Here is a 12,869-nt window from a genome sequence, read left to right on the forward strand (position 1 = left end):
GGGCCGGAAAAAGAGCGCGCCCTGCCCGCGCAGGCGCTGAGCCGATGTACACCGCCAAGGGCCGGCTCGACCGCGACGCCATGCTGCGCCAGCACGCTGCGCTGGTGCGCAGGATCGCGCACCACCTGATCGCCCGGCTGCCGCCGAACGTGGAACTCGACGACCTGATCCAGGCCGGAATGATGGGCCTGGCCGACGCCCTCTCGCGCTACGAAGCCGCGCAGGGCGTGCAATTCGAAACCTTTGCCACCCAGCGCATCCGCGGCGCCATGCTCGACGAACTGCGCGAGAGCGACTGGATGTCGCGCAGCGCGCGCAAGAGCCAGAAAGACATCGAGCACGCCGTGCACCGGCTGGAACAAAGACTCGGCCGCAGCCCGCTGGAGTCGGAAATCGCCCGCGAGATGGGGATGGACCTGGCGGACTACCAGAGCCTGCTCGGCAAGGTGCGCGGCACCCAACTGGTGTACCTGGAGGACATGGCGCCGGGCGGCGACGGTGAGGACGGTTTTCTGGACCACCACGTCGTCGACAGCGCCGCCGACCCGGTGGAACTGCTGCGCGACCGGCGGCTCAAGACCTCCCTGGTGCACGCCATCGAAAGCCTGCCGGAGCGCGAACGGCACATCATGGGCATGTACTACGAGCAGGACATGAACCTCAAGGAAATCGCCGCCGTGCTGGGCGTCACGGAATCCCGCGTGTGCCAGCTGCACAGCCAGTCCATCGCCCGGCTGCGCGCAAAGATGCGCGCGCACTGAGGCTCCAGCAAACGGCCTGCGAGGCCAAGAAACTTCAGCCTGCGGGACGGTACGTGCGCGCCGCCCCAGCGCGCAGGCCCGGCGCGTAGGTGGACGCGGCGTCGGCCGCGGGCAGCAGCCCTGCGACCTGCCGGTCGGTGAGCGCGCACAGACGCGCCAGGCACTCGCGCTGCACGGTGAGCGTGGCGCCGATGGCGGCGACACGCGCTCTCCAGGACCGCGACAGCGCAACGCCAGCCGGCGCAGACTGCTGCCGCGCAAGAGCGAACCGGGCCGCCGCAGCGCGCAGCGCCGGGGCGTGCCGTTCCAGCGATTCGCGGTCGGCCGCGCGCAGGGCGGCAGACACTTCGGCGATCAGCCGTTCAACGGCCGCAAGGGATTCTTCCGACGTCATGCGTTTGCGTCGCGCGCCGGCGCCGTACCTGCCGTGCGCGTCAAACGCGGGTGCGCGCAAGGATTTCCTGCGCGTCGCTGATCATCCGCGTGGCGACGACCTGCGCGCTCACGCGGAAATTGCCCTTCTCCAGCGCGGAGCGCACGGACTGCACCTTGCCCGCGTCGTAATCCGCGTTGCTGCGCGCGGTCGGATCCAGGGCATGGGCGGCACCGGACACCGTGACCGGCACGCCGGCAAGCGACGCCGCCGGCGTGCCGGCGCCCACGGCCGCGCCAGGAGGACTCTGCGCACGCTTGGCAGACCCGGTCTGCGCCAGGGCGCCCGGGATTTCGGTTTTCTGACCTATCTTCATCGCTTCTCTCCACAACCCCGTCTGGTATGAGGCACAGTTGCCATGTTATCGGCCCGGTGCGCAGGAACTTGAGCCTCCATGGCCGGGCAGGATCAGGATGCAGCCGAACGGGGGGCCATCACCGAGGCGATGCGGCTTGCCGCCGTTCGGCCATGGAAAACCCTGACCCAAGCCCCAAGCGGCTCACTGAAACGGGCTCTTGCCTGCTGCACAGGCCCAGCATGCATGGCGGGCTCCTGAAATAAACCATAGTGTATGGCGGGCGTTGCGCCAAAACCGAAATGCCGGTTTCTGGCGCCGCTATTGGATTGCAGCGGCATCCAAGTGGATGCAAGATGCTTACGGTTGCGTCGGCAAGCTTAGGGCCTGTCATCAATTGAGCCAGACGACCGAAGCGGCGAGATGAACAGCGCCGAGGAAATTGCGTGCAGTTTTGTCATAGCGAGTGGCGATGCAGCGGTATTGCTTGAGCTTGGCAAAGAAGTTCTCGATCAGATGGCGTGCTTTGTACAAATGCCGGTCGTAGTCACGTTGGTCGTTGCGCTTACTGCGTGGCGGGATCACGACGGTCTTGCCTGCCTTGAGCAGTGGCTCGATCACCCGATCCTGGGCGTCATAGGCCTTATCGGCCAAGATTGCATCTGCTTGTATGTCTTTGAGCAAAACGTCAGCTCCTTGGAGATCGTGCGCCTGGCCAGGCGTCAGGAGAAAGCCTGTGGGATTGCCAAGCGCATCGACCGTGGCGTGGATCTTGGTACTTGCTCCCCCACGACTGCGACCTATGGCTTGGTTTTCTGGCGTCCTCCCTCTTTTTTTTTTGCCCCTGCGCTGTGCTGATGGGCTCTAACAATGGTCGAATCGATCATCACGTACTCGTTGTCCCGGTCTTGCGACAAAGTCTTGAAGATGCGCTGCCAGACATCCGTTTTGCTCCATCGCGAATGGCGCAGATGTACTACCCGAAAATCTCCGAACCGCTCGGGCAAGTCGCGCCACGGGATGCCCGCACGGTATCGGTACAACACCGCCTCAACGAACAAGCGGTTATCGCGTGCCGTCGCCCCAACGTGCCCCTCGCGCCCCGGCAGCATGTCTTTGATGCGCTCCCATTGGTCTTGCCTCAGCGCGTACCTGTGGTTCATCAGCCTTCCTTTGTCATCGTGTTCCGAGTTTAGCGCCGGAGTGACTTCAATTGATGACAGGCCCGTAGTTCGACAAGCTTATGTGCCAATGATTCATATGATAGGGTTGGGACGAGATCTTCGCTGACTTCTCGGTCCATGCACTTACGAGAGGAATCGCGATTGACCCGGTCACCGAGTTGGACGGAAATTTCCCGTGGACAAGCACATCCTCAATGAACGATTGCCCGATATAGACGGCGCGGGTGGAGCGAGAATCCGCTTCAATCTCAAGCATCGTGCGGTTTTCTGTAATCCAATGCTGCAATGCTTCCAGTTTGGGTCCATAATACCAAGATCCCGGCTTCTTGGTCGTTTTTTTTACCTCGGCCGCAGCTGCGTTAATCAGTTGTTTGATGTGTTCGCCATTACCCTGCCCGCCCAACGCGTCGCTATACCCGCCCTGTCCGTCAGCGTAGCGCATGTCGATTTGCCGACCATCACTATGGCCGGCATGATCCATAATCGACCTCCCGTCCCGAGTCTGGGCGACATGCTGGCTGCTGATGTCATTAAAGCGGTAACGATGACCGCTGTATTGAAGATCGTTTTCAAGAAGCCATTTGATGGTTCCCCTGGTGGCCCATGAATCACCGCCGTCATCGCGCGGGCCAAAGCGCCGGCCGGACAGCTTTGCAACATCTCCCGCAAGATAGAGTGGCGTAAATTCATTTTTTACGCCAAATTTGACCCGCCCACCCCTTCCTGCGGGGTCGGAACTCACTGCGGCGCCCCCCACGCTGCCTTTGAGACGGACCATGACGGCCAGATTTCCCAGGGCCATGTCACCCGCGAAGGCGGGCAGAGAAATTCCGGGGAATGTGATCAGCCCAGGCTGCTTGGTATGATTTTGCGTCAACAAATTGACGGTGGAAAAATTCGTGGGGATGCCAAACGGCTCACCCGACTTCAGTTCGGTGATCCCCAGGTTCATTTCGGTGATTTCTGCATCGGCCGGCGAATATGTGATTTTAAGCGGAATCGTGTGGGTGTTGTCACTGCCGCTTTGCGGGATCGACAGATAGCAGCCGGCCAGATTGCCATGCATTCCATCTCCAATCGTGATCGGTGAAATTATCGGATTGGCATTCTTGTTCGGCGACGAGAATTGTGCCGACAAGACTTCGAGCGTGCTAGACGATGATTTGAGCTTCTTGCATCCCAGCGTCAGTTCGACCGTCGTGGTGGTTGGCAAGAGATCGTCACCGATGTTGATTGCGCTCACGCTGCCGCTGATGTTCAGTGCAGCGTTCTTGGTCTGCCCGGTCACGTCTACGCACCTGGTCTCGGTCATTCCTCCATCGGTAAAACGCAACTGTTTTGCCAAACCGCTGGCTGAAAATTCGATGTCAGGAAATCCCACGACAGAATACGACCAAGTATCCTTGTACTTTCTATCCTCTCTCGGAAGCATCCCGGATTGCTGATGTTTCCTGATCAGTTGCTCAAGTTCGGCTCTGCTGCTCACTTTGGGGAGCAGGTATTCCTCCTCGGAAAACACGGTAATCCTGATGCCGACGCTCTCGGTACCGATCGGCACCTGGAAGTCGATTTTCTTGTTGACGAGCCGGTCTTGCTCGGCCGCAGTGGCGCTAAAAACCGCGCTATCGACCCCCTCTGCGGCGAGCGGCGTGGGCGCCAACGCGCGCTTGGCGGCGGGGATGCTGCGTGGGGGTGGCCCCTTGCCGTCTTGTGTCACGCTGCTTTGCACCGCCGACGAACCAGGGGCCGCCCGCTGCTTCGCTGTATTGGCGCCCGTGTCGACTCCCAGGCCCGGTGGCACCACCATCGTGACCTGGGCCTGCGTGCTGCCTTCGTACACCGGAAAACTGGTGCGGATGACATTGGGGTAATGCAGGTCGCTCAAGGTCAGAAAATAGATATCGGGCAATACGTGTCGCTCGAGCGCAAAACCGCCATTGGCGTCAAGCACGGCGACGGCCCGCATCCGCGTATTGACCCCCTCCAGCAAGACCTTGCGGCCTGCGAGCGAGGTAACCGGAGCACCTTGCTCCGAGAGCAATCTGCCCGACAATTTCGCTTCCGCCTTGGTCGCCCGAATATCATAGACGACCCCGAACTCGCTGTCCCTGCTGAGGTTCAGCGTCATGAAAAAATCGCCAATTGGCAGCGTATCAAGCATTCGTTGCATGGCCGGACCCGAGATCGAAAAGCTGGAGTCTGCCAGATTGAAAGACCACAAGTCATCCAGGATCAGCGCGATGTCATTATTGTCCCCAGCGGTTATGTACCCATGACTGTTATCCTTCAGGTTCATCCCGGATATTCCTTGCATCCTGAAAGTCAGTGGGGCGCCGGTCACTACGTTGCCTGGCGCCAGGCCCTCAACGATCAGCTTCGGGAGGGGCGGAGCATCCGCAGGCCCATCGCCGAAATTGAATGCGGAAGTCGGCCGCTGCGACCTGATCACCACATGGAATACGGACGTTGTGGCGCCGCTCCTGATCTCGAACTCCGCCTCCTGGTTCTCGCCGATGTCGTCGGGGGTGACAAAGCGCAGTTGCCCGTCCTGGATCAGGGCCTCCGAGACGGCGCCCGAGGGCGTGACCTCGTCGGCGTCCGCAGGAAGGCCAAGGTCTTTGAGCGAGAGAGACACGACTTCCGCCGGCTTGACGTCTTGAAGCTGGGATTTTTTCACGGACGCGGGTTCTGGCGCGGGTCTGGACGCGGAGTCAGACTGCTGCGGCTGCGTGCCGTCTCCGCAAGCGCTCAGCAGGGCGCCGAGCAAAAGCACCATGGTTATCAGGGTTTTCTTCATGTTCGCTCCTTGTGAGAAGATCAGGTGAAGGCACCTTCTTGGATCGTACTACTCATCCAGCACGGTGACAAGCTATTAATAACCTATATTACCAAGGGTCTTTGCCGCAGCGGGCTTGCTCGGTCACGCCTTGGTGGGTGTATGGCTGGGTTATTTTTATACTGCGAAATATCCACAATGCAAGTGGGGATTATCAGACGCTGGCGGAGATACTGCGTCGAGGTGGCCTTGCCCGCCTTTCTTTATGCACAAACGTTATGCTGCTTATTTCATAGCAAAAGCACCCGATGAGAGCCGGGCATCCACGGAATTCAACGAGCGCTTGGGTGCCCAAGCCGGCGTTGTTGCATCAATTCCGAACCACATAACGTGCTGATGTTTGTACGCACAACGGCAATGCAAGCGTTGCTGCCAGTCGCGACACGGACCGGGCACATTCCCGACCTTTTTCCAGGGAGCATGCGCAGAGACAGCAGCCAACGAGCCGAGCTCAAGGCGACCTACCGTGTCAAGAACCGGGCGCAGTACAACGCCGGGCTGATTGCCAGAGGCGATATCGCGGTGTGGATCGACGAGAACCTTCTGACGCCCACATCGGCTGAGGATGTCCCCAGACGCGGCCGCCCGATCGTCTACCCGGACGCCGTCATCCAAGGCTTGCGCAGTCTCAAGCAGGTGTTTGATCTGCCGCTGCGTGCGTGCAAGGATTCGCTCAAAGCCTGCGCCAGCTTGCCTTCCCGAATCTGCCGGTACCCAACTACACGACCCTGAGCCGCCGCGCGCAAAGCCTGCAAGTCGTCTTGCCCGCGCTGCGCCCAGGTGATCCACTGCACTTGGCCGTTGACAACACAGGCATCAAGCTCTACGGCGAGGGCGAATGGAAGGTGCGCACACCTGCTTGGTCCAAGCGCCCGCTTGGGCGTCCAAGCCCACGGCCAGTATTCCCCCAAGCTGCGGTGATCAGACCAGCACCCGATGCAGGTCCACGCCCACGCCAAGGGTTTCCCCGGTGGACACGGCCCCGACCAGGCCCTATCGTGCCCCGGCAGATTTCCAGATCAGAGACCATCTGCGAGATGGTCCATCTGCGCGTGCTGACGCGTGCCAACGCACGCACCCTGCACCGGCCTCTTGCAGAAACGAATACCGCAGGAGACCGCTGTGCAAAACTCTGCCATCACACTTCGTGGCATCGACGACGTCATCGCCTTTATCGATTCCTCCCCTGGCATTCGCGGCCGCGCCGGCGTTGTCTGGTGGCTGGCTTTGGGCGGCCTGTTCCTTGATGCATTCTCCAATTCCTCACTGAGCGCGGGCCTGGGGCCAATGACGCGCGATTTGCAGCTTGCGCCGGCGCAGGTGGCGCTGCTCACGTCCCTGGCCGCGTGGGTGGCGATTGCCTTTAACCCCATCGGGGGGTGGATGGCCGATCGCTGGGGGCGCGTCAGGCCGCTGGTCCTTGCCAAGCTGCTTGCCGTCGTCGGCGCCGTGCTGGTCGTGTTGGCCTCGGACTACGCGCTCATTCTGGTCGGGCGCTTTCTGGTCGGCGCTGCCTACGGCATCGACTTTGCGATCGCCATGGCCGTGCTCGCCGAGTTCACGCCCGCCAAGTTCAAGAGCCGCCTGAACACTTGGCAGGGCATGTGGTACGTGGCCGTTTGCTCCAACCTGCTGCTGGCCTTGCTGTTCCATTCGTGGGACGTTGGCGACGCAATCTGGCGCTATTCCGTGGCCGCCACCGCGGTCGTCGGGCTCGCCATCCTGGTTTTGCAGTACCTGTTCCTCGTGGAAAGCCCGATCTGGCTGGCGCGCAGGGAGCGGCTCGACGCCGCCGCGCAGGCCATGGCGCGCATCTACGGCCGCGCATTCAGCGCCGCGCCGCCCGCCGAGCGGGTGCCGGTGACGAACCAGGCGCGCCGGGGCCTGGCGAACGTGCTGCTGATTTTCCGCGGCGTCTACCTGCCCCGCACCCTCCTCGCGGCCACCGTGCAGATTGCGCAGTCGATCCAGTATTTCGCGGTCGGCTGGTACCTTCCCCTGATCAGCGCGGCCCTGTTCGGCAAGGGCTTCGTCTACGCCACCACCGGGGCGCTGGTATTCAACCTGTGCGGCATCTTCGGTGGCTTTCTGTCGCCGCTCATCGGCCGCAGGCTGGGTCTGCGCCGCGCCTCGGCATTCGGCTTCGCGGCGGTATTCGCGATGCTGCTGATCCTGGGTCTGCTGCATGGAAAAATGCCCATGTGGGCGGCCGTCGTCGTCCCCTCGCTGTTCATCCTCTTTCACTCCGGCGGCCCGGGCGCGAATGGCAAGAGCCTGTCCTCGTTGTCGTTCCGCAGCGAACTGCGGGCGGGCGCGAATGGCATCATCGGCGCGCTCGGATCCACCGGCGCCGCGCTGGGCCTGCTGATCTTTCCGCTGTTTCGCGCGAAGTATGGGCTCGAGACCACCTTTCTGATCCTCTCCGTCGTTCCGCTGCTCGCCAGCATCGTCTGCTTCTCGATCGACTGGGACCCCACGCGCACGACGGTCCATCCCGACAACGAGCCCGGCGCCCCGCAGTTCGAGGACGATCCCTGCGCGCAGCGCTCCGGCCTCGTGCACCCCGCCGTCGGGAAGTCTGCGCCATGACGCAGGGCCGGCACGTCATTCTCGCGATCGACGAGGGAACCTCCGGAACACGCGCCGCGGTCGTGGGCGCCGACGGCCGGGTCGCGTGCCTCGAATACACGGCGCTGCGCGTCGATTCGCCCCGCCCCGGCGTGGTCGAGCAGGATGCGAATACCCTGCTCGACAAGACGCTCGACGTTGCGCGCGCGACCCTCGCGCAGGCGGCGCGCGAGAGGCTGAACGTGGTCGCAGCGGCCATCACCACCCAGAGGGCGACCGCCGTCCTGTGGGATACGCAGACCGGCCGCGCGCTGGTGCCCGCCATGGTTTGGCAAGACACGCGCCATGCCGCCGATCTCGAGCGCCTGGCGCGGGCATGGGATCCGCGGCTGCGCCCCGCCGTCGGCCGTCCGAGCGGCGTGCGCTCGCCGTACCTGTGGGCCGCCCGGCATCTGCTGGAGACCCCGGCTGTCGCCGAGGCCTGGCGCAGGCGGCGCCTGGCCTTCGGCACGGTGGACGGCTGGCTGCTCTGGCATCTGTCGACGCAGCGCGCCAGCGTGAGCACGCCGACCAACGCCACGTCGTGCAACGCCTACATGCTGTCCGAGCACCGCTACTGCCTGGACTGGATCGACGCATTGGGCTTTCCGCAGGAGCTCTTGCCGGCGCTGCGTGAGGACGTCGATGACTTTGGCCGCACGCGCAGGGAGTTGCTCGGAATCGACGTGCCGATCCTGGCCTGCGCGGGCGACCAGCTCGCCGGTGCGGTCGGGCTCGGCTGCCTGGACGCCGGCCAGTCCATGTGCCTGCACGGCACCGGCAGTTTCGTCGATCTGCTCATCGGCAACGCGCTGCCGGCGCGCAGCGGCGCGTGCGACGGCACGCTGACGATGACGGCGCGCCGGCACCACGGCGTATCGCATTTCTCGGTGGAGACCTTTGTGGCGACCACCGGGTCGGCGCTTGACCGGATCTGCGAAAAATTGCGCTGGTTCGAGAACGCCAGGCAAATCAGCGCGCTCGCCGCGACCGTCTCCTGCGCGCGCGGCGTGACCTTCATCCCCGCGCTCACGGGCCTGCGCGTACCGCAAATGCAGCCTGCCGCACGCGCCGCGCTGACCGGCGTGTCGCTGGCGACCACGCAGGCCGAACTCGCCTACGCCATTCTCGAGGGCATTGCGCACTCCGTCGCGTCCTGCGTGCAGGCCAATGGCGACACCGCCGGCGTCCTGGCCACCGACCTCGTGGTCGGTGGCGGCCTGTCCGGCAGCGACGCGCTGCTGCAAATGCAGGCCGACCTGACCGGCCTGCCCATCCGGCGGACGCAGGAGACCGCCCGCGCGAGCCTGCGCGGCGTCGCCTACCTCGCGGGGTCCACGGGTCTGCTGTGGGATTCGCTGCAACAGGCGCGCAGCACGATCGCCGCCGACGCCGTGTTCGAGCCAGCCATCGGCGCCGACGAACGGGCCCGGCGCCGCGCGCTCTGGCATGCGCGCGTGGCCTGCGAACTCGAGCACGCCGCCACTTTTGCCGCGGCGCATTGAACCGGAGAAACGAGACCCATGATGCCTCTGCCACCGCGCAGCACGATCCGCGAACGCGCGGCCATGACCGGCACCGAGCCCTTGCGCTGGGTGCGTGCGCAACAACTCGACCGGCTGGCGAGCGAAACGTTCGACGTGCTGATCATCGGCGGCGGCGTCACCGGCGCTTACGCCGCGCTGGACGCGAGCCTGCGCGGCTACCGCGTGGCGCTGGTGGAGAAAAGCGATTTCGCGTCCGGCACCTCGTCCAAGTCGTCGAAGATGGTGCACGGCGGCCTGCGCTACATCGAACAGGGCAACCTCGGTCTGGTGCACCGTTCCCTGCTTGAGCGCCAGCGTCTGCGCCGCAACGCGCGCCATCTGGTGCAGCGCTTGCCGTTCCTGTTCCCGGTCATGGAGCGCGGCGGTGTGTTCGACAAGCGGCTCGCCAAGGCCTTTGAAAGCCTGTTGTGGACTTACGACCTCGCCGGTGGCTGGCGCGAAGGCATCCTGCACCAAAAGCTGACGAAGGCCGAAGTGCTGTCGCACTGCCCCACCTTGAATGAGGAGCAGCTCCTCGGCGGATTCCTGTACTTCGACGCCCGCGTCGACGATGCCCGCCTCACGCTCAGCATCGCGCGGACCGCGGTGTTCCATGGCGCCACCCTCGTGAACCATGCGCAGGCCACGGAAATTACCCGCAGCGCCCGGGGCAAGGTGGACGGCGCCATCGTCCACGCCGACGGGCGCGAAATCCGCGCGCGCGCCGGCGTGGTGATCATGGCCACCGGCGTGTGGCTGCGCGACTGGACCGGGCGCCGCAAGAACGCCGAGCAGTCGCTGCACATCCGCCCGGCCAAGGGCGTGCACATCGCCATTCCATGGATCAAGATCCGCAACGACTGCACGATCACGATCCCCGTGCCGGGCCGCAGCCGGCGCGCGACCATTACGCGCTGGGGCGACGTGTCCTACCTCGGAACGACGGACGAGGACTACACGGGCGACCTGGACAACGTGCTGTGCACCCGGCAGGAGCTCGACTTTCTGCTCGAAGGCGCACGCTCTGCGCTGAAGACGGACCTGCAAGCGCAGGACGTGGTCGGCAGCATCGCCGGCTGCCGCCCGCTGGTGGCGCCGCCCGGCGGCAGGACGCAGGAGATCCGCCGCAACCACGAAATCCACACCGCCGACGATGGTCTGGTGAGCATCGTCGGCGGCAAGCTGACCACCGCGCGCCATATGGCGGAGCAGACCATCGACGCGGCGCAAAAGGTGATCGGACGCCGCAGCAGCTGCCGGACCCGATCCGCGTACCTGCTCGGGGCCGGGGGCTACGACGCGCAGGCCATCGTCGCATCGGGCGGGATGTCCGCGCACCTGGGCGAGCGCTATGGCACCGAGGCGCGCTTCGTCGGCGACATCCTTCAGGCCGACGCCGCGCTCGCACGGCCCATCGTCGAGGGCCTGCCCTATACCGAGGCCGAAGTCGTCTACGCCGTGCGCCACGAACTGGCGGCCACCGTGGACGACGTGCTCTCGCGCCGCATCCGCGCACGCCTCATGGCACGCGACGCGTCCGGGCGCGCCGCGCACCGCGTGGGCCAGATTCTCCAGACCGAACTCCGGCTGCCGGAGGCGGTCGTCACCCGGCAGGTCAGCGACTACCTGGCCGCCATCGCCCTCGAAAAATCCGTTCTCATGGGAGACAGCGCATGATCAGCAAGCAGGCCATCCAGCGCGGCTACAACCGCGGCAACTACGTCGTCGGCGCGCATACCCCGCCGGGCTATGCGGCGGGCATCCGGGAGGCGCCCGACATCCCGGGCCTGCAGCGCGATGCGCTGGCCATCAGCACGGCCGACCTGGACGCCCTGCGCCAGGTGGCCGACGAGGTCCTGACCGCCACCGGCGACGTGGTCCGGTGGACCCGCGACTGGTGGGCCGGCTCGATGATGACCGAGACGGGCGGCAAGCCGGCCACGCCGCGCGGCGCCATCGTGCGCGTGTCCACGTCCGATCAGGTGCAGGCCGTCATGCACATCGCCAGCGCCAGCGCGACGCCGGTGACGGTCTGCGCAGGCCGCAGCAACGTCACCGGCGCCGCCCTGCCGGTGCGCGGGGGCATCGTGCTGGACGTCTGCGGACTGAACAAGCTGCTGGGCTTCGACGCGGCAAGCCAGATCGTCGAGGTCGAGGCCGGCATGTTCGGCGACCTCTTCGAGCAAGCCATCCAGCAGAACTACGGCATGACCCTGGGCCATTGGCCCTCGTCCTACGCCATCAGCACCATCGGGGGCTGGGTGGCGTGCCGCGGCGCCGGGCAGCTCTCCACACGCTACGGCAAGATCGAAGACATGGTGTTCGGCATGGACGTGGTGCTCGCCGACGGCCGCCTGGTCAGCGTGGGCGGCTACTCGCGCGCGGCGCTGGGCCCGGACCTGCAACAACTTTTCATCGGTTCGGAGGGGACGCTGGGCGTGATCGTGCGCGTGCGGCTGAAACTGCACCGCCTGCCCGACTATGGCCGGGCCATCGCCTACGGCTTCAAGACGTTCGCGCTCGGGCTCGAGGCCTGCCGCGAGATCATGCAGCGCGGCGCAAATCCGGCGGCTCTGCGCTTGTACGACGCATTCGAGAGCGGCGTCCAATTCGCCCTGCCCGAGACCAACGTGCTGCTGGTCGCCGACGAGGGCGAGCGCACGATCGTGGACAGCGTCATCGGAATCAGCGAGCAGGTCTGCGCCGGGTCGGGCGACAGGCTCGATGGCGCGGCCATCTTCGAGCGCTGGCTCGACACGCGCTATCTGACCGGCAAAAGCGCCGAGGGCTTCCAGCGCGGCCCGGGCTTCGTTGCCGACACGCTGGAGATGGCCGGCCCATGGCGCGACCTCCCCGCCATCTATGCCGACGTGGTGCAGGCCATCGCCGCAGTCCCCGGCACGCTGGCCGGATCGGCGCACCAGTCGCACGCCTACGTGGACGGCGCCTGCCTCTACTTCTCCCTGCGCGGCGAGGTCGCGGTGCAGGAGCGCGAGAAGTGGTATCGCCAGGCGTGGGACGCGGCGAACGCCGTCCTGATCCGGTACCACGCGGCGCTGAGCCACCACCATGGCATCGGCCTGCTGCGCGCGCCCTACATGGCCCCGTCGCTGGGTACGGCCTTCCCGCTGCTGGTGGCCGTGAAGCGCGCGCTCGACCCGCAGAACATCCTCAACCCCGGAAAACTCGGCCTCTCCGACCGGCTCGCCCACGAAGCGGACTGACGC

General features: G+C 65.0%; 9 protein-coding genes and 1 pseudogene. 6 read left to right on the forward strand and 4 right to left on the reverse strand.

Features of this window, described 5'->3' with window-relative positions; translation table 11 throughout:
- Positions 1 to 44: 44 nt before the first annotated feature.
- Entirely contained in the window at positions 45 to 761 is a 717-nt protein-coding gene (locus D5041_RS17950) for an RNA polymerase sigma factor FliA (protein ID WP_010101745.1), read from the forward strand.
- Between the two features lie 34 nt (positions 762 to 795).
- Here the strand turns inward: D5041_RS17950 and D5041_RS17955 are convergent, their stop codons facing one another.
- The 4 genes from D5041_RS17955 to D5041_RS17970 form a co-directional block, all read right to left on the reverse strand.
- Positions 796 to 1,155: a hypothetical protein gene (locus D5041_RS17955; protein WP_265285388.1), complete on the reverse strand. Its 360-nt coding sequence runs from the start codon at positions 1,153 to 1,155 to the stop codon at positions 796 to 798.
- A gap of 40 nt (positions 1,156 to 1,195) precedes the next feature.
- Complete coding sequence (gene flgM / locus D5041_RS17960) at positions 1,196 to 1,510, reverse strand: flagellar biosynthesis anti-sigma factor FlgM (RefSeq protein ID WP_265258899.1); 315 nt, start codon at positions 1,508 to 1,510, stop codon at positions 1,196 to 1,198.
- A 372-nt stretch (positions 1,511 to 1,882) separates the two neighbouring features.
- A protein-coding gene (locus D5041_RS17965; RefSeq protein ID WP_407702210.1) for an IS5 family transposase occupies positions 1,883 to 2,652 on the reverse strand; the annotation gives its coding sequence in 2 pieces (ribosomal slippage) (positions 1,883 to 2,299 and positions 2,302 to 2,652; 768 coding nt in all).
- Positions 2,653 to 2,698: 46 nt separating this feature from the next.
- Positions 2,699 to 5,470 carry a carboxypeptidase-like regulatory domain-containing protein gene (locus D5041_RS17970; RefSeq protein WP_265285389.1) on the reverse strand — a complete coding sequence of 924 codons (2,772 nt, stop codon included), beginning with the start codon at positions 5,468 to 5,470 and terminating at the stop codon, positions 2,699 to 2,701.
- 459 nt (positions 5,471 to 5,929) lie between these two features.
- On the opposite strand from D5041_RS17970, the pseudogene D5041_RS17975 reads away from it, so the two are divergent.
- The 5 genes and pseudogenes from D5041_RS17975 to D5041_RS17995 all read left to right on the forward strand — a co-directional run.
- Positions 5,930 to 6,381, forward strand: a pseudogene (locus D5041_RS17975) (transposase); the annotation flags it as partial.
- Between the two features lie 250 nt (positions 6,382 to 6,631).
- Complete coding sequence (locus D5041_RS17980) at positions 6,632 to 8,098, forward strand: MFS transporter (RefSeq protein WP_265285390.1); 1,467 nt, start codon at positions 6,632 to 6,634, stop codon at positions 8,096 to 8,098.
- Entirely contained in the window at positions 8,095 to 9,621 is a 1,527-nt protein-coding gene (locus D5041_RS17985; protein WP_265285391.1) for an FGGY family carbohydrate kinase, read from the forward strand. The genes D5041_RS17980 and D5041_RS17985 overlap by 4 nt, the downstream gene beginning before the upstream one ends.
- An 18-nt stretch (positions 9,622 to 9,639) precedes the next feature.
- Positions 9,640 to 11,319, forward strand: a complete 1,680-nt coding sequence (locus tag D5041_RS17990) for a glycerol-3-phosphate dehydrogenase/oxidase (RefSeq protein ID WP_265285392.1) — start codon at positions 9,640 to 9,642, stop codon at positions 11,317 to 11,319.
- Positions 11,316 to 12,866: an FAD-binding oxidoreductase gene (locus tag D5041_RS17995; RefSeq protein ID WP_265285393.1), complete on the forward strand. Its 1,551-nt coding sequence runs from the start codon at positions 11,316 to 11,318 to the stop codon at positions 12,864 to 12,866. The genes D5041_RS17990 and D5041_RS17995 overlap by 4 nt, the downstream gene beginning before the upstream one ends.
- Positions 12,867 to 12,869 lie beyond the last annotated feature (3 nt).

This window comes from Verminephrobacter aporrectodeae subsp. tuberculatae (assembly GCF_026127385.1).
GTDB lineage: Bacteria > Pseudomonadota > Gammaproteobacteria > Burkholderiales > Burkholderiaceae_C > Acidovorax > Acidovorax aporrectodeae.